The sequence below is a fragment of the Hydrogenovibrio sp. SC-1 genome (assembly GCF_002848135.1).
In the GTDB taxonomy this organism is placed as follows: Bacteria; Pseudomonadota; Gammaproteobacteria; order Thiomicrospirales; family Thiomicrospiraceae; genus Hydrogenovibrio.
This window is the reverse complement of the sequence record NZ_PKGB01000004.1, coordinates 158725-176952: the sequence shown is the minus strand read 5'-3', so window position 1 is coordinate 176952 and position 18228 is coordinate 158725. Positions and strand designations below refer to the sequence as shown.

Below are 18228 nucleotides of genomic sequence, written 5' to 3'. Positions count from 1 at the left end.
TCTAGCTCAATGCGGTTTACTACAACGTTGCAGGGTCAAGATATTTACTAATCATAGCTTTTTAGCATTGGCATCCTTTTCCTTCCGTTGCTAGCCCTTTTTCGCTGCAAGGTTGCTGCCATTTCCTGTGATTGTTTAAATTCATCCTCAAGCGAAATCTCTGGCTCCGGTATCAACGACAAAAACTCTGGAAGTAACTCAATACTTCGAAGTAGTTTGACTAAGTTTTCTGTGCTAATGGGTTTACCCGCTTCCAAGCGCTTAATCACAGTTAGGCTAACCCCAGAATGAATTTGCAAATCCTCTTGGGTTGCTGATATAGAGATTCTTTTTGTTTTAAAAGATTTTCCAAACTTAGCCAGTGCATCACTTGGTGTAATGCCATTGCCTTTTATATATCGACCGCTAATCATCTGTATAGCCTCACGTTGTCAGAAAGTATGATTTCTATTAATTCTTTTGCAGTGCCATTGCTGACCGACTCAATTTCTTGTTTTGATAGTTTAAAAAACAAATCGGTTTTTGCAGTTTTCATATGACTACCTATTTGGTCGATTTTATCCGGTTTCACGCCATGCTTATTTGCCAGAGTAGCCCAATTTTCTAGTGAATTAATAACCTGATGAATGCATAAAGCATAGTCATCGGGTTTTAGGGCAAGAATAGCTCCCTCTTTTATTAAGTCCCTCAATTGAATCGTTACCCCCTTGCCATTAATGAGCAAGTTATGTTCTCGGGTCCAAGCATTAATATTGGTTTCATTGAACGCATGAGTGATGTCGTATGCCGGAGAGATAGACCATCTTCCATTCTCGCTAAAAACAAAAGAGAAGTTCTTAGAGTGGTCATCTCTGTTGTAAGACAAAACATTGAACACCATTCTTCTGAATAGCTCAACCTTTTCACCATAAGCTAGATTCAAGACGTTTGCGACTGAAAATAGATCCGAATAACTCCCCGCTTGGAAGTCGTTAAAATCTAGTCCAATAAGCCCACAAAGCGTTTGCATGTGAATTTTCTTATCCCCGTCCCTGTCAAAGCGCTTTGTAATAAAATGGTGATTGCCATTAGGCTCTGGTAGCAAGAAGCAAGGGTTCATATCAATACCCGCATCAACGGCCAACAAATGATAGACGTACTCAATATTGGTATAACCTTGCGGATCTGATTCAGGGTTGTTTTCACATACCCCGTCAAACTTCAATAAGTAATGGTCAAAGCCTTTTTGATAAGGGGAATGAGAATGTCTTATCTCGGAGAAATCGTGATTTGCCATAATGATAGCTTTTGGTCTAGCGCCACCAGCGAATGAGCCAACCTCAATTAAATCCGCTGATACTTCTTCGAGTTTGCCTGAAATAGCACTTCGAGCACTCACTAGCAAGTCGGATATCTCAAGTATATTGGAGTAGTCATGATTACTGTGTTCACTCATACGCTTAAACTCAAGAGCCCCCATTGCTTTAGAACCGATATAGGCTAAACGATCGAGAGGAGTTATGTCATTTCTGGCAATACCTTGTTGTATGAAAAAGGTATCAATAATCTTATTACCGAATTTATCCGGCAAAGCATCTGCGATGAACTCAGGAAGTCCATGAAAAGCATCGTTAGATAACCTGTCACTAATGGCAAAACTGGTTTTTGAATGAATGATGGGAGATATATCTAAATCAGACTTGAGCCATTCTTCAGCATATTGAAAATGAATCTTTCGATTTGCGAGCTTTAAGTAACCAATTAAGATTTGATAAAGATATACTTGTATCATATATAAACCATTAAAGTCATTTTAATGTTTATAGCATATCACATATAAACTGTTAATTACTTGGAGTTCAAATAGGAAAAGCTAAAGTTGAATATTTTGATAAGTGCATATTCTTGCAAAAAGGCACCATGAATTACCGAAAAGTAACCACATATTCCTGTTCAAAAGAACCATTTTCTTTTTTACAAGTTGGTTTTTAAATCACGATAAAAGTTTTCATGGCTTCCCAATGCCAGTAACTCCAAAACCAACTCGTCCTCTTGGTATGAGTAGCCCAAAAGAACTTCTTGTTTCACCATTTTGAATTTATAAACCCTCAGATAAGCCAAATCTCCTCTTTTCTTCTCGCCAAGATTAGGGGCTTCTATTAATGACTTAATCGCTATATCCAAATCCTTTTTTTGATTTGAGTGGAGTTTTTTTACAGTCTTTTTGAAGCTTGGAGATTGAAGAACTTGCTTAACCGAACTCATACGGCTCCAACTTTCCTGCTTCCTTCTCAGCTTTAGAGATAATTGCCTGACGTATAAACTCATACGGCAAATCTGGATTGTCTTCCATCATTTCACCAATCTTTGCCCAATGCTCAATTTGCTTTGGAACGCTTCGGTTAAATGCTTTTGCCATGATTCCAGCTTTCTCGACGAGAGATTCGTCAAGTCTAATGCTTGCGGTCGCCATATTAAAAATCCTTTTGTAGTGAAATAAATTAAATTGTAGCAATTTGCCACAAATCATTCAATATACAATTAGTGGCCATCTTGAAGCAATAACAATTGGTGATTCTAAAATCACAAAGCCATGTTCATTTGTACTGAAATATTCAGATAAGATCTCTGTTCAGACCTTGTTATTGAATGCTTTCCGCTTCAAACGGTTGACTGGTCGGGGTTGGTTATGCGTGAATTTTCATTGAACTAATTACTTGAAAACGTGACATTATATATAGGATGATATATCAAAAGCCTGATTGTGCTTGTTGTTTGTGAGGTTCAGTAAATTATGAGATCAAGTTCGAGAATGCAATTTTTATTACGCGCAACTGCAGCTTCTAAGAATGATGTTTTGTTGTCTTCGTGGGATATCATAATTTTGATTTTGTGTGGTCAATTAGTCTTTGGTTTTCTTTTGCTGACGTCGCTTACTTCTATTTTTGAATTTATGATAGAAATCAACGGTAATGACAAAAGCCACAAGCACCAACATTCCCCAAATTAGCGGAGTCATAATCATTAACGCTCTTATATTTTTTTGCTGAAAAGCCGAGTGATTGAGGTTAATTAATCCTCTTTAGTTTGAGAGTGTTTTTTATCAGTCGATGTTATTTTTGTAACCAAATAGTAAAGGCCAGTAAAAAATACAAAAGCGATAAATATTGATAGATATTCCATATAGCCCCCAAAAAGGTTAAGGTTTCAAATGCTTATATATTATTGGTAGAGTTAAATTATAACACAGTCGGTAATTTTGAAGGCTTAGCAGAAGCACGCTCAATGAGATGCATTTTAGCATCTCTATTTAGGTGGCCAAATTCACTGTACCATTACAACGCTAAACTACCAAAAAATTCTTAGTACTATGATTTATTGTCCATTTCGAGAGAGTCTTGCCAATTGCTAAAAAAACCAAAAATACCAGAAGTTGATATTTGGGATGCTGTTGCCACTCAAGACCTTGAACAGTGCAAGGCCAAAGATGCGCTAAAGGTTTTTTTGTTTGCCCCAGATAATGGGTTTTTATTATGGGAAATCCTGATTCGTTTCGAATCGATGTCAAAGAATCTGAAAGACGGCATTCAACCTTCGGAAAATCTCAAAAAGTATATCAATACAGCAAGCTGGATACGCAAACAACTAGATGAAAATTTTCCAGAATCTAACAAAGATTTTTTTCATCTGCGTTTATCAAGCTACCTCAAAGAACTTGCCAGAATTAACAAACGCGATATCAATAGAGAAGAATGGATCGACTACATCCATAAACGGTTATTTCATGGTTATAAAGAGGAGCACACGCTTTACGTGTCACTTTTTTACCCATTCTATGATTCAACTGCATATTCCGGCCGCACTTGAACAGTCATTCCGGAAACATTTGAACACCTATTCTGGTTTTACTTGAACACTCATTCCGGTTTTATTTAGTACAGTTTTACCCGGTTTTCCGGAATCACTGTTCAAATCCCCGGAATCGGTGTTCAAGTGTTTCCAGAATCCTCTCGACGCATTGATTTATTTCATCATTTCGTATCGAATCCCTCTTTTTCGTTGGCTAAGAGAGGTTCGGTTTTGAAAAGGATTACAATGCGTAACATTCGTGAAGTTTTACGCCTGCATTTTGTCGCAGGTTTAAGTATTCGTCAGATTCATCGTAGCACTAAAATCAGTGTCGGTGCGGTGCAATCACTTTTAAAACGAGCCAAAGAGCTTGATATATCTTGGCCTGTAGATCACTTAGATGATGCTCAACTCGCGCAGCGCTTTTACCCCAACGCCGATACGCGAACCTCCACACGTTTTCAGGTGCCCGATTGGGCAGAGGTGAAGCAACAATTAGCACATAAAGGCGTCACCAAGCAATTACTCTGGGAGGAGTATTGCCAGCAATACCCTAATCGTTGTTACAGTTACTCTCAATACTGTGATCGTTACCTTACTTGGCTTAAAAAACAGAAACGCTCGATGCGTCAGCACCATAAAGCTGGTGAGGTGTTATTCGTTGACTATGCCGGCAAAACCATGCCGATTGTCGATGGCCATACTGGAGAAATCCGTCAGGCGCAAATCTTTGTCGCTGCGATGGGTGCGAGTAACTATTACTATAGCGAGGCCACTTGGTCACAAAGCCTGCAAGACTGGTTAGAAAGTCATGTTCGAGCTTTTGAGTTTATAGGTGGCGTTCCGCAAACGGTGGTACCAGACAACCTCAGAAGTGGAGTGTCTAAGGCCTGTAAATACGACCCCGATGTCAATCCCAGTTATCAGCAACTGGCGCAGCACTATGGCACGGTGATTCTGCCGACCCGTCCTCGAAAACCCAAAGATAAAGCCAAAGTGGAAGTCGGTGTGCAGATCATTGAGCGCTGGATCTTAGCCCGATTGCGTCATCAGACCTTTTTCTCGCTAGGAGAGCTCAATCAATGCATTCAAGCCTTACTCACTGAGGTCAATCAAAAACCCTTTAAGCAGCTTGAGGGGAACCGCCGTGAGTGGTTCGAGAAGATTGACCGACCGGCACTGTTACCACTGCCCCGCAATGCCTATGAATACACCCACATTAAGCGGGTGAAGGTGAACATCGATTATCACGTTGAGTTCGACCATCGCCTCTACTCGGTGCCACATGAACTGGTCGGAGAAACCATTGAGTTACACGCCACCGGAAAACAGATTCGACTATTCTTCCAAAACCACTGTGTCGCCACCCATATTCGAGGCTATACCTATGGCTTTACCACCGATGCACAACACATGCCGAAAGCCCATTTTGCGCAACACAAGGTCTCACCTGGTAGCCTAAAAAATCAAGCCAACGCTATTGGACCAGCGGTGTTGGAATGGGTCACCCACCAATTGACAACAAAAGCCCATCCCGAACAGGCTTATCGAGTCTGTATCGGGGCATTAGGATTGACTCGACAATACTCGGCAGAACGATTGAATCGGGCGTGTAAACGTGCGAATCATCACAAGGTTTATCGATTAAAACAGCTCAAAAACATCCTCACAAGCAATCTGGATCAACTGCCTGAAGAAGCGATGGAGCAACCTACGCTTCCTCAGTCACATGAAAACATTCGTGGCCCACACAGCTTCCACTAATTCGGAGAACCCTTATGCAAACCTTATTGAACCAAATAGATGCGCTAAAGCTTTATGGCCTTCGCCAAGCGTTGCAACATCAACTAGACCAATCAAGTCATTATGAAAATCTAAGCTTCAGTGAACGACTGGCGCATCTAATGCAAAGCGAGCAACAAGACCGAAACCATCGCAAGCAACAACGTCTTCTCAAACAAGCCCAACTTAAATTACTGGCCACCGCTCAAGGGGTTGATTACCAACACCCGAGAGGCCTGTCAGCCAGTGTGATGCGAGAGTTGCTTCAAGGCGAATGGATTAAGCGCCATCAAAATGTGCTGCTTACCGGCCCCTGTGGTTCTGGAAAAACTTATCTTGCTTGTGCACTGGGGCACAGTGCCTGTATGCAGGCTTACGGTGTCAAATATTACCGAATCAGTCGACTTCTGCTAGAACTCACACAAGCCAAAGCGGACGGCACCTATCAAAACGCACTCAAACGCTTAGCAAAATTGCCATTACTGATCCTTGATGACTGGGGGCTTGAACCGCTTAAAGCTTCACAGCGCAACGACCTGATGGAAATTATGGATGATCGCCATGGCGCCAGCTCAACGATTCTGATCAGCCAACTGCCTACGGAAGAATGGTATCAAGCCATTGGAGATAATACCCTTGCCGATGCCATATTAGATCGACTGATGCATAACGCTCATCGCATCAAACTCAAAGGCGAGTCGATGCGAAAAAAACAATTAAAGATTGACCCGACTTGAACACTTAGGTTAAAAATACCTCAGCCAACGATGCGTTGATTTTAGGTGTTCAAATAAAACCGGAATCGGTGTTCAAGTCTGCCGGAATATGCACTCAATGATTGTGCCCATCTTAGTGACTCTGTTCTTGTGGTATATCACTTGGATAAAAATGAAAGACAGTGCTTGCTTGAAACGTATAAATAACATTGATAAAACGATTGCTAAGAAACGAGCAGAACTAGATGAGATTAATGACCAGATCATCGAAATGAGAGACAAAAAAACGAAATTGGAACAAGCATTTTATGAACAAACCGAGTCCAAAAATATGCTGCAAGATGAGATTGAAGTTTTAAAAGCTGAGTTGGAAGAACTCAGGAATGAAAAAAATGATATGGCGTCTTTAATAGAAGATTTTTCTTAAACTCAAAAGCCCGTTACTAATGGGCTTAATTGAAATACGGTTAACTGTAAGATTTACAGGCTCTAATTCTAAGCAAGTACAACTAACAAACTCTTCAAATTGAAAATCGTTTATAAACTGATATTGAATATCGATGCTGACTGAACTCATTTAAAACATTGAACCCCCATTTTGAATTTAAATTAACATTCATTTCAAGTATTTCGGAATTTTGAAATCGATTTTTATCTAAATTGTAAACGCCATTAAAGGAAAAATTAATTCGATTTAGCCAATAACTTACTAAGACATTACCTTGCAAAGAGGTTCTGTTTCCGTTGAACTCACTGTATAGTTGTGGCAAAAATGAGATCAGCACATCATTATCGCCGTAACTAAAGCCATAGCCGACCTCAACGTTATTAACTTTCTTTTTATTCTTCCTGTATTTATTGTTCCAACCAATATACCCTCTCCAAGAGGGTAAATCGATTAGCCCAAAACTCTTATTAATGGACTCCATTTCAATAAAATCGAATTTTTCAATCTTGAGAGAATTTGTATTAGCTTGCAATTCAGTATTAAAAAATTTTAAGGAAGTTTCATTCAAGCGACTGAACTTAGATACACTTCTTTCAATATAGCCTGGCAATATTTGAATTTTTACAGGATTAGAGTTATTTTGATATACAGAGCCGATACCTAATTTTATGGGATAGTTATCAATAAGTCTGAAAGGAAAGTCAATTTTTGGATTATCATTCAAAAAATTTAAACCTACCAACTTATTGTGATTTTTAAATGGTTCATTGAAAAAATTGAAAAAAATGTTAGCAGTGTTAGATACTCCATTTGCTTCATTATTACTTATTGAATTTAAATTACCTTTTGAAGAAAAATATTTCTTAAATTTATCCTTTTCTACGAGTGAAAATTGACTGTACCTGTTTAATTCAATATTTAGACTTGATTCAATTCGTAAGTGCTTATTACTTATTAAACCTACTTTCTTTAAGATATTTAATGTGTCCGATGGTGTCTTTAAAAATTGGCTATTCAATTGTTTTTTAACATCACTATTGATAGTAGAAATATAATCTATAATTTCTGACGAGCAGTTTTGACTAAAAAAACTATAACGACTTACCTTTTCATATTTATTATATATTTCACGTAAAAGATTATTTTTTTCTGTTTCTGTAAGCTTTAGCTTGTAAATTTCCATACCCCGTTGCTCTTTTAAGGTATACAAACGCTTTATTTCGAAAAATTGATTAAAAATAAATTTTCCATCCATATTACCTAAAGCACCATCAATCAAGATTTTTTTATAGCTGTCTTTGGCAGGAATAATTGCAGAAAAACTTAGAACATTTGAAAAATCCCAACTCTCTTTTTTTTTGAAAATTAAAAAGGAATGACCAAAGTATGACATAGGTGAAGTTAATGATGGAGATACTATAGTTATATAAATATCTTCTAAGTTTAATTGTTGCTTAAACTTTTCAAAGTTGTTTATTTTTTTCCGTTCTACCAAAAATTTGGAGACTTGTTCTGAGCAATGTTTTTTCTGACTAGAAATAACATTGATAACTTGGACTGGTTTGCTTGTATTTACAATATTTTCGTAAAAAAACTTTTGGTGTGTTTGCCGTTTTGAGCAGCCTATTTCAGCAAGAATTTGATCTGTTTTGTAACCATATTCTTTATTTTGAGCTTCTCGTTTCAAATCATAATAATTCAATACAGAATATGAGTTAATTTTCGATTCTGTATCGCTAACAATTGGTTCCTTTCCATAAACTAAAGAGGGTCGTGCGAAAATAAAAATAGCGCTTAAAAGCGCTATTTTTATGAAAGATATAGGCAAAATTCTTTCTGTTTTTACCATTGTATTGTTATTCAGGCTGTAACTCAAAGAAGTATGAATTTGGCTCATATTCCATTGCTGCACCAGTTATGAAGTCTGTTGTACTCAAATCCCAAAATACATTCAATAGAGCAACGCTATCGAAACTTTTTGTCAAATCACGAGATAATGTCTTATAACCTTCTTTTTTAATCATTACTGTGTCTTTTTTACTTTTTTCAATCTTTAAAGTCATAGGCGTTGAACCAACCTGAGCACCATCAATATATACTTCTGCTCCTTGCGGAGAACTATCAAAAGTCACTGACTGGCCTGTACCGCTTATTATAGTGGCACAGCCTGATAGAAATAAAAAACCAAATACAACAACAACAGCAGAGAGTGCTTTTTTCATAAGTTTTCCTCAGTTAATTAAATATTATTCATATTCAAATTAATATCTATAAAAAGAATACAAACTAATACTAGTTTGTTTGCTTATTAATTACTAGCTTTTTTGGGTTGAAAATTGATTCGCAATTTGTCAGCAGGAATAGTAAACATGTTTAGGTTGAAGTATTGATATTGGCCATAAAAGCGTACAAACCAAAGTACACAATTAATCACGATAAATGCAACCTATTGATTTATAAAGGTATTTATAAAATTAGTTTTGTAAAAACCACCCAGGCCTGGGCGGTTTTTTTATTTTAACGGCTTGATTAATGAAGGCTTTATAGCACTTCTATGCCACCTAAATAGGGTTGCAAGGCTTTAGGAACACGTATCGAGCCATCTTCATTCTGATAATTTTCTAAAACTGCGACTAATGTCCTTCCTACTGCTAAACCGGATCCATTCAAAGTATGCACTAGTTGAGGCTTATCTTGACCTTTTCTAAAACGCGCTTTTAAACGACGCGCCTGAAAATCTTCAAAGTTAGAACAAGATGAAATTTCACGATAAGCGGATTGTCCAGGTAGCCAAACTTCTAAATCATAGGTTTTCGCCGCGGAAAAGCCAATATCTCCAGTACAGAGTGCCATCACTCGATAAGGCAATTCCAATTTCTGTAAAATCTGTTCTGCTTGTTGCGTTAAGCCCTCCAAAGCATCATAAGACTGGTCAGGATGCACAACTTGCACCATTTCCACTTTTTCGAATTGGTGCTGACGAATCAATCCTTTGGTATCTCGCCCATAAGAACCTGCTTCTGAACGAAAACACGGGGTGTGTGCAGTCAACTTAATCGGTAAAGCCGATTCATCCAGAATTTCATCACGAAATAAATTGGTCACAGGCACTTCTGCCGTTGGGATTAAATACAAATCCCGATCTGAGGTGTCATGTTCCTCATTCTTATCAATACGATATAAATCCGCTTCAAATTTCGGCAATTGACCTGTGCCCCGTAAACTGTCTTGATTGACTAAAAATGGCACATAAACTTCTTCATAACCCGCTTCGGTATGGGTGTCCAACATAAACTGGGTTAATGCTCTTTGCAACTTGGCCATCGGCCCTTTTAACACAGAAAACCGTGATGATGTGATTTTGACGGCTGCATCATTATCATACCAACCGCGAGCTTCTGCTAACGCCACATGATCCAATACTTCATGACTAAATTGCGTTGGCTCACCCCAACGGCGAATCTCAACATTATCATCTTCTTCTTGTCCAACGGGCGTTGAATCATGCGGGATATTAGGAATACCCGCATAAATATCTTCAATTTCCAATTGAATGGCATCGGCAGCCGCTTCGGCTTGCTTCAATTGATCGCCTAAATCCGCCACCGCATCCAATAGCGGCTGAATATCTTCACCCGCTGCTTTAGCTTTACCAATCGCTTTGGAACGTGAATTTCGTTCTGCTTGCAATTCCTGTGCACTCACTTGCAGGGCTTTACGTTTCGCTTCCAAGGTTTCAAGTTGGGCAGTATCCAATTCAAATCCACGCGTTTGTAGTTTAGCGGCAATGTCCGCCAGTTCAGTTCTTAATCGCTTTGCATCTAACATGATGGTTCTTTACTCTTTGTTTTACGCACTGACCAATCGAACAATGATCGTCAGCATTAAAATTTTGTGGGTATTCTAACAGCTTCTCTTGCCAATCACAGCCAGAAGGCCTTTATGATTCTGCCAATTCGATATCAACAATCAGTTCATTAGCAATGGCTTCCAGCGCATCAGCAATCGCATCAGCACCGTCTGCCGCCGATACTTCAATTCGAATTGAAGCCTTAAACAAGTGTTCACCCGACATAGAGGCTTCTACTACTTCGGTTTCAAGCTCATCGACATTGACATTGAGCTGCGCCAAAACGGAAGACAGCTTATGAATAATACCAGGTCGATCCTGACCGACCAGCTCCAATTGATAGGTCTTCATTGGCGCTTGTGTCGCATCCGTAACAGCCGCTTCAAAAATCACTTTTAAACCAAAGTCTGCCTGTTCAAGCGCTTGAGAAAACGGCTGTACTTGATCAATGGGCAAATCCACTTGCAAAATACCGGCAAACTGCCCGGCCAAACTGGCCATGCGACTTTCGACCCAGTCGCCCTGATGCGCAACCACTAATTTGGATAAAGATTCAACCAAGCCTGGTGAATCTTCACCCAATACACTAATCACGATGGACTGCTTCATCTCAACTCCTTTTGTTAGGATTATTCGGCATATTCCGAAACGGAAGGACAGCTACAAACTAAATTCTTATCACCAAACACGTTATCCACGCGCGCCACCGGCGACCAATATTTGGTCTGACGTAAACTGTCAATCGGGTAAGCGGCCAAAGAACGTGAATAACTGTGTGACCATTCATCCCCGGTCACTTCTTCCGCCGTATGCGGTGCATTAATCAAAGGGTTATCCGCTTCATCTAATTGCCCCGAAACCACCGCATCAATTTCTTGTTTAATTTGAATCATTGCATCACAGAAACGATCAAGCTCTTGTTTCGATTCCGACTCTGTCGGCTCAATCATTAAGGTGCCCGCCACCGGAAAAGACATGGTGGGTGCATGGAAGCCATAATCAATTAAACGTTTGGCGACATCATCTACGGTAATGCCTGAATTATCTTTAATCGGTCTCAAATCAATAATACATTCATGGGCAACCCAACCAGAAGCCGAACGATACAGAATAGGAAAATAATCAGCCAAACGATGCGCAATATAATTGGCATTGAGTATTGCATTAGCGGTGGCTTGATAAAGCCCGGTCTTGCCCATCATCGCGATATACATCCAACTAATCGGCAAAATACTGGCACTGCCCCATGGGGTGGCGGTTATCGACCCTACCGCTGAATCTTGCAATGGCGTTTTGGGTAAAAAGGGCGCCAAATGACTGGCCACCGCAACTGGCCCGACACCCGGCCCACCACCACCATGCGGAATGGCAAAGGTTTTGTGCAAATTCAAATGAGAAACATCGCCACCGAATTCCCCCGGTGATGCAACCCCCACCATCGCATTCATATTAGCGCCGTCGATATAAACTTGACCACCATGTGCATGCACCGTCTCACAAACGGTTTTGACACTTTCTTCAAACACACCATGCGTTGACGGATAGGTAATCATAATGGCCGCCAAATGATCGGTATGACGTTCACATTTTGCCTGTAAATCACTCAAGTCAATATTGCCCAATTCATCGGTTTTCACCACCACCACTTTCATGCCGGCTAAATGGGCTGAAGCGGGATTGGTGCCATGAGCTGAAGCGGGTATTAAACAAATATGACGATGCTCTTCTCCCCGGCTTTGATGATAATGTTTAATCGCCAATAATCCAGCATATTCCCCCTGAGCGCCCGAGTTAGGCTGTAGTGAAACCGCTGCATAGCCAGTGGTTTCACACAGCATCTGCTCCAATTCACGAATTAGTTGCTGATAGCCCTTTGCTTGGTCTATGGGTACAAAGGGATGCAAACTCGACCAAGCCGGCCAAGAAATCGGCATTAACTCTGATGCCGCATTTAACTTCATGGTGCAAGAGCCTAATGGAATCATAGCTCGATCCAGTGCCAAATCTTGATCGGCTAAATAGCGCATATAACGCATTAAATCGGTTTCTGAACGATAACGATTAAAAATTTCTTGCGCCAATAATGGCGCTTGACGTTTTAACGATACCGGCAACTCAAAATCATGGTTTTCAAACAGTTCGGCCGCATTCAATTGAGCTGTTGCATCAAACACTTGCCAAAGCGTTTCAAGTTCGCTTAATTCGGTTGTTTCATCGAAAGATACCAGAACCGAATCGGTTCCTGCCCTTAAATTAAACCCGGCCTGAACTGCGTTTTGCATCACTTGAGCGACATCTTCGACTTCAATCTGAAGCGTATCAAAATACACCGACTGCTTAAGCGTAAACCCTAATTGAATCAATCCCTCAGCAAATAAATGCGTGAGCTGAAAGACGCGATTGGCAATTTGCTTCAGTCCTTCTGGTCCGTGATAAACTGCATACATACTTGCCATCACTGCTAATAGCGCTTGAGCGGTACAAATATTACTGGTGGCTTTTTCACGACGAATATGTTGTTCGCGTGTTTGTAATGCTAAACGATAAGCTGGGCGACCATGACGGTCCACCGACACGCCAATCAAGCGTCCTGGCATTGCTCGTTTATATTCATCTTTAGTCGCCATATAGGCTGCATGCGGCCCACCATAGCCAAGCGGCACGCCAAAGCGCTGACTATTACCAATGGCGACATCAGCTCCCATCTCACCCGGCGACTTCAAAATCGTTAATGCCAAAATATCCGCACAAATCGCAACCAAGGCTTTCTGTTGATGCAACTGTTCAATTAAATGTCCATAGTCTTCAATCGAGCCGTCCGTACCTGGATAGGCGAATAAGACACCAAAAACGACCAGGCCTGGTAAATCTTTATGAGGGTCACCCACCACCACTTCAATACCGAGTGACTCGGCACGCGTTTTCACCACCTCAATATTTTGCGGATGACAATTGTTCGCGACAAAAAACACGCGGCTCTTGGATTTACTGACTCTTTGGCACAGTGTCATGGCTTCCGCACAGGCGCTGGCTTCATCCAACAATGAGGCATTGGCCAAGGCCATGCCGGTTAAATCGGCAATTAGGGTTTGGAAATTGAGCATGGCTTCCATCCGGCCTTGCGAAATTTCGGCTTGATAGGGTGTATAAGCCGTATACCAAGCCGGGTTTTCTAAAATATTTCGCTGGATAACTGCTGGTGTATAGCTGTTATAAAAGCCTTGGCCGATATAAGATTTCAGCAGCGTATTTTGATTGGCAATCCCTTCTAGTTGAGCCAAAGCAGCTGGTTCCGACAAGCCTTCTGACAACTGCATGGGCTGCTGACGACGAATGGACTTTGGCACCACCTGGCTGATTAAATCCTCTAGTGACGCAACCCCAAGTTGTGACAACATTTGCTGCTGTTGCGCCGAATTTGAACCAATATGACGATGTGCAAATACATCCTGATTAGAAAGGTTTTGAAGCGATGATGCCATTCTCTTTTTTCCTAATTAAATTACTGAAACACTACTTGTAACCATTTAAAGTGGTGGTTAATCCAAACACGCTTGATAAGCGGCCTCATCCATTAGGTCTTCTAATTCGCTGGCATCCGACATTTCAACTTTAATAAACCACCCTGCACCCATCGGATCATCGTTAACCTTTTCGGGTTCGTCTTCTAATGCAGTATTGACATCAATAATGGTTCCAGAAACCGGTGCAATTAAATCTGAGGCGGCTTTGACCGATTCAATCACGGAAACATCTTCGCCTTTGACAATTTCACTGCCCACCTCTGGAATTTCGATATAAACCAAATCGCCTAATTGATCTTGGGCAAAATCGGTAATACCAATGGTTGCTGTCCCATCGCCATGCACTTCAATCCATTCATGGTCTTCTGTATATTTAATATCACTCATTTCTTTATCCTCAACTGATCCTTAAAAATTGTGTCGACCTGAATTTAGTCGACTCAAAAAATTTTATCCATTATCCACGATAATAATTTTGTTTAACAAAAGGTAAGGCAACCACCTTCACCGGAACTGATTTGTTGCGCACTTTGGCATAAAGTTTGGTGTCAATGGCAGAAGCGCTCGCAGCCACCAGCCCTATCGCAATCGGTTTATTTAAAGTGGGACTAAAACCACCGCTGGTCACGATACCAAGCACTTCACCATCAGCAGTCATTAAAGTAGCTCCATCCCTAACAGGCATTTTACCTTCTGTCTGAATACCCACCCGATAACGCCGTACGCCTGTCTCAAGCTGCTTTAAAATTACCTCAGCACCTAAATAACCACCAGGCCTGCTTCCGGTTGCTCTGCGTGCGGGGGATAAAGCCCAATTCAATTTCGCCTCAACCGGCGAAATATCGGTGGCCAGTTCATGCCCATACAAACACAGACCCGCTTCCAAACGCAAAGAATCCCGCGCGCCTAATCCAATCCACTCAACGCCTTCTTCTGCCAAGAGCTTTTCAGCCAAGGCCTCCGCCTGATCAGCCGCGACCGAAATTTCAAATCCATCTTCCCCTGTATAGCCTGATCGGGTCACAAAACAGTCAATACCATCAATCGAGAGATCTTTTGCCGTCATAAAGACCATTTCGGTACTGGCGGGTGCCAGTTTTGCCATCACACTTTTCGCAGCAGGTCCTTGCAAGGCCAATAAAGCACGATCCTCAAGCACCTCAATTTCACACGCATCAGCCAATTGTGTTTGCAAATGGGCAATATCTTGTTGCTTACAGGCGGCATTTACCACTAGAAACAAACCAGACTCAATGCGTGTCACCATTAAATCATCGAGCACACCACCTTCCGTATTGGTGAATAAGGCATAGCGCTGCTTAAATAACGGCAAATCGACGATATCCACGGGGACTAATTTTTCTAGCGCTTCTGTTGCCTTATCGCCAATGAGTCGAATTTGTCCCATGTGAGACACATCAAACAAGCCTGCCTTTTGCCGAGTATGTTGATGTTCTTTAAGAATCCCCATTGGATACTGAACCGGCATTGAATAGCCTGCAAACGGGACCATCTTCGCACCTGCTGCGAGATGCAACGCATTCAACGGAGTCGTAAATAAGCTGTTATTATCGGACATTTTTCATTTCCTCGGTTAAAAACCCATCTATAAAATACATTTAATGTGACTGTGTTTCGAGTATTCAAGATTGCAACCCTTCTAAGTCGGTGCAAGAACAAACTGCCGCCCGATCCATAATCCCAACCAAACCATCGCTAAACACAACACTACATTACCCGCGATATTGACCAGCGCTTTTTCAAACAAGCCTTGTTGAAAATACATCACGGTTTCAAATGCAAAGGTCGAAAACGTGGTGAAAGCGCCTAAAAACCCAACAATGAGTAATGCCCGCCATTCAATGGTCAGATGCACTTTATCAATCAATAAAATCGTTAGTAGTCCGATTAAAAAAGACCCCAACGCATTGACCGTTAAAGTCCCCCAAACGAAGTCTCTACCTAGCCAGACATACATCTGATTTGATAGCCAAAAGCGACTCATCGCGCCAAAAAAACCACCAACACCAACGGCCATCAATTGTGCGAAATGAAATGTTTGCATCAAAGGGTTTCCTCTCTATTGGAATCAATCATCCGCACGCCGTTTATAAATTGCGTTGGCATCCATCGCTTTTAAACGTTGAATTTTTTCGGAAATTTTAATTTCCAACCCGCGGTTAACTGGTTGATAATATTCACGAACAGGCATATCTTCAGGGAAGTAACACTCCCCTGCTGCATAGGCTTCCGGCTCATCATGCGCATAGCGATAGCCTTCTCCATATCCCAGTCCTGTCATTAATTTGGTGGGCGCATTACGCAAATGTAAAGGTACATCTTCGGTCCCTTGCAGTTTGACGTCTTTCAAGGCCGCCTTATAAGCCATATAGACCGCATTGGACTTGGGCGCTACCGCTAAATAAACGGCGGCCTGCGCCAAAGCTAAATCGCCTTCTGGCGAACCAAGACGTTCATAGGCTTCTGCTGCATTCACCGCAACTTGCAAGGCTTTTACGTCAGCATTGCCAATCTCTTCACTGGCCATTCGAATCAGACGTCGCGCCAAATAGCGTGCGTCAACACCACCATCTAACATTCGCGTTAACCAATACAAAGCCGCATTGGCATCTGACCCTCGCACCGATTTATGTAATGCCGAAATCTGATCATAAAACGCTTCGCCGCCCTTGTCGAAACGACGTAAGCCGCCCTGAATCACTTCCTTGCAATTCTCCAGCGTTAATACAGCTTGGCCTGGTTGATTTTCAGGCGTTTCAATAAAATCAACGACCTGCTCTAAAACATTTAATAACCGCCGCGCATCACCATCGGCATAGTGAATCAGAGCTGCTTTCGCATCCTCTTCAATGGTCACTGTTGTTTGCTGATCGTCGCTTAATAATGCTAGGCCGCGTTGCAATACTTTTTCTAAGTCTTCAGAATCCAAATCCCGTAATACATAGACACGCGCTCGAGAAAGCAAAGCGTTATTGAGTTCAAAAGATGGATTCTCGGTAGTCGCACCGATAAAAATAAAGGTGCCATCTTCCACATAGGGCAGAAAGGCATCCTGCTGCGCTTTATTAAACCGATGTACTTCATCAACAAACAAAACACTACCTTGCTGGAATTGTTGCCGATGCAACTTGGCTTGTTCGACTGCCGCTCGCACTTCTTTAACCCCATCTAACACGGCAGACAGGCTTAAAAATTGTAAATCAGATTGCTTGGCAATGAGGCGAGCCAGCGTTGTTTTTCCAGTTCCCGGTGGTCCCCAAAAGATCATCGAGTGTAATCGTTTTGAGGCAAACAACTTCGACAAGGCACGCTTTTCGCCCAACAGATGTGTTTGACCAACAAACTCCTCAAGGGTTTGCGGTCTCAAACGATCCGATAAGGGTTGATACGCCTTAATTTCTGTCATCACGCTCTAAACACCTAAGGCTGAACTTGACCAATCACATCAACGCCTTTCGGCGGAGTAAACTGGAACTGTTCAGGCTGGATAGGTTCATTTTGGGCAATATTATTAAAAGCGACTTTGGTAACATTATCAGCATTCTGATACATCCAAATCTGCACCAATTGCCCACCCTTAATCGCCACTTCGAGACTCTGAAAGAAAGTGCCTTGTTTGGGTTGTAGGTTATACCAACTCACGCCTTCTTTTTTGTCACCCGCTAAAATATTAAACCGTTCCGACAGAGGTTCTCGGTAAAGCAACCAACTCAGTGGAAAATCCGCTTCAACGCGATTGAGCGACTGCACCGTAACCTGATCCAGCTCTTCATCGTACACCCAGACATTCACACCATCTGACACAATTTGTTGCGGTTCAGGGCTTTCATAAACCCAGCGCAAATGACCGGGTCGTTGTAGTACAAAATAACCACTGGCACGATTTTGTTGAAAAAGGGCTTCGTCTGGTTGCACCTGTTCAAAGCTGGCACGAAAGGTTTTCAGATTGTTCACAAACTGGGTTAAATCGGCTAAGTCAGCTTTCGCACTCATTGCTGGTAAGCTCATTGCCCAGATGCAGGCTGTCAAACATAGTTTACGTAAGGGGGTCAATTACTT

19 protein-coding genes are annotated in these 18228 nt (G+C 41.5%); 4 read left to right on the top strand and 15 right to left on the bottom strand.

Annotated features, from left to right (window positions below; genetic code table 11):
* Positions 1–47 precede the first annotated feature (47 nt).
* The 5 genes from CYQ88_RS03790 to CYQ88_RS11650 form a co-directional block, all read right to left on the bottom strand.
* Positions 48–413, bottom strand: a complete 366-nt coding sequence (locus CYQ88_RS03790) for a hypothetical protein (RefSeq protein ID WP_101840014.1) — start codon at positions 411–413, stop codon at positions 48–50.
* The gene (locus CYQ88_RS03785) at positions 410–1771 is read right to left on the bottom strand and encodes a type II toxin-antitoxin system HipA family toxin (protein WP_101840013.1); all 1362 of its coding nucleotides are present in this window, start codon (positions 1769–1771) and stop codon (positions 410–412) included. The genes CYQ88_RS03790 and CYQ88_RS03785 overlap by 4 nt, the downstream gene beginning before the upstream one ends.
* Before the next feature lie 182 nt (positions 1772–1953).
* Complete coding sequence (locus CYQ88_RS03780; protein ID WP_101840012.1) at positions 1954–2244, bottom strand: type II toxin-antitoxin system RelE/ParE family toxin; 291 nt, start codon at positions 2242–2244, stop codon at positions 1954–1956.
* On the bottom strand, positions 2231–2452 hold the full coding sequence (locus tag CYQ88_RS03775) for a hypothetical protein (RefSeq protein ID WP_101840011.1): 222 nt from the start codon (positions 2450–2452) through the stop codon (positions 2231–2233). The genes CYQ88_RS03780 and CYQ88_RS03775 overlap by 14 nt, the downstream gene beginning before the upstream one ends.
* A 429-nt stretch (positions 2453–2881) precedes the next feature.
* Positions 2882–3004: a hypothetical protein gene (locus tag CYQ88_RS11650; RefSeq protein WP_255408742.1), complete on the bottom strand. Its 123-nt coding sequence runs from the start codon at positions 3002–3004 to the stop codon at positions 2882–2884.
* A 380-nt stretch (positions 3005–3384) separates the two neighbouring features.
* Here CYQ88_RS11650 and CYQ88_RS03770 point away from each other — a divergent pair, with 380 nt between their 5' ends.
* The 4 genes from CYQ88_RS03770 to CYQ88_RS03755 all read left to right on the top strand — a co-directional run bounded on the left by CYQ88_RS03770 (position 3385) and on the right by CYQ88_RS03755 (position 6753).
* The gene (locus CYQ88_RS03770; RefSeq protein ID WP_101840010.1) at positions 3385–3846 is read left to right on the top strand and encodes a hypothetical protein; all 462 of its coding nucleotides are present in this window, start codon (positions 3385–3387) and stop codon (positions 3844–3846) included.
* A 228-nt stretch (positions 3847–4074) separates the two neighbouring features.
* A complete protein-coding gene (gene istA, locus CYQ88_RS03765; RefSeq protein ID WP_101840009.1) occupies positions 4075–5592 on the top strand; it encodes an IS21 family transposase in 1518 nt (505 codons plus the stop codon).
* Between the two features lie 14 nt (positions 5593–5606).
* A complete protein-coding gene (gene istB / locus CYQ88_RS03760; RefSeq protein WP_101840008.1) occupies positions 5607–6347 on the top strand; it encodes an IS21-like element helper ATPase IstB in 741 nt (246 codons plus the stop codon).
* A 151-nt stretch (positions 6348–6498) separates the two neighbouring features.
* Complete coding sequence (locus CYQ88_RS03755) at positions 6499–6753, top strand: hypothetical protein (RefSeq protein WP_101840007.1); 255 nt, start codon at positions 6499–6501, stop codon at positions 6751–6753.
* Between the two features lie 94 nt (positions 6754–6847).
* On the opposite strand, the gene CYQ88_RS03750 is transcribed toward CYQ88_RS03755, so the two are convergent.
* The 10 genes from CYQ88_RS03750 to lolA all read right to left on the bottom strand — a co-directional run bounded on the left by CYQ88_RS03750 (position 6848) and on the right by lolA (position 18198).
* Positions 6848–8671, bottom strand: coding sequence for a DUF4105 domain-containing protein (locus CYQ88_RS03750; RefSeq protein WP_101840006.1), 1824 nt, complete (start codon positions 8669–8671; stop codon positions 6848–6850).
* The gene (locus CYQ88_RS03745; RefSeq protein WP_101840005.1) at positions 8631–8996 is read right to left on the bottom strand and encodes a PEGA domain-containing protein; all 366 of its coding nucleotides are present in this window, start codon (positions 8994–8996) and stop codon (positions 8631–8633) included. The genes CYQ88_RS03750 and CYQ88_RS03745 overlap by 41 nt, the downstream gene beginning before the upstream one ends.
* A 319-nt stretch (positions 8997–9315) precedes the next feature.
* Positions 9316–10602 (bottom strand): serine--tRNA ligase, encoded by a 1287-nt coding sequence (gene serS / locus CYQ88_RS03740; RefSeq protein WP_101840004.1) that lies wholly within the window; start codon positions 10600–10602, stop codon positions 9316–9318.
* Positions 10603–10714: 112 nt separating this feature from the next.
* Positions 10715–11233, bottom strand: coding sequence for a glycine cleavage system protein R (locus CYQ88_RS03735; protein ID WP_101840003.1), 519 nt, complete (start codon positions 11231–11233; stop codon positions 10715–10717).
* Between the two features lie 20 nt (positions 11234–11253).
* Entirely contained in the window at positions 11254–14106 is a 2853-nt protein-coding gene (gene gcvP / locus CYQ88_RS03730; protein ID WP_101840002.1) for an aminomethyl-transferring glycine dehydrogenase, read from the bottom strand.
* 57 nt (positions 14107–14163) lie between these two features.
* On the bottom strand, positions 14164–14535 hold the full coding sequence (gene gcvH / locus CYQ88_RS03725) for a glycine cleavage system protein GcvH (RefSeq protein WP_101840001.1): 372 nt from the start codon (positions 14533–14535) through the stop codon (positions 14164–14166).
* Positions 14536–14605: 70 nt separating this feature from the next.
* Complete coding sequence (gcvT, locus tag CYQ88_RS03720) at positions 14606–15727, bottom strand: glycine cleavage system aminomethyltransferase GcvT (RefSeq protein WP_101840000.1); 1122 nt, start codon at positions 15725–15727, stop codon at positions 14606–14608.
* An 81-nt stretch (positions 15728–15808) separates the two neighbouring features.
* On the bottom strand, positions 15809–16213 hold the full coding sequence (gene crcB, locus CYQ88_RS03715) for a fluoride efflux transporter CrcB (RefSeq protein WP_101839999.1): 405 nt from the start codon (positions 16211–16213) through the stop codon (positions 15809–15811).
* Positions 16214–16237: 24 nt separating this feature from the next.
* A complete protein-coding gene (locus CYQ88_RS03710) occupies positions 16238–17575 on the bottom strand; it encodes a replication-associated recombination protein A (RefSeq protein ID WP_101839998.1) in 1338 nt (445 codons plus the stop codon).
* A 14-nt stretch (positions 17576–17589) separates the two neighbouring features.
* Complete coding sequence (gene lolA, locus CYQ88_RS03705) at positions 17590–18198, bottom strand: outer membrane lipoprotein chaperone LolA (protein WP_255408745.1); 609 nt, start codon at positions 18196–18198, stop codon at positions 17590–17592.
* Positions 18199–18228: the final 30 nt, after the last annotated feature.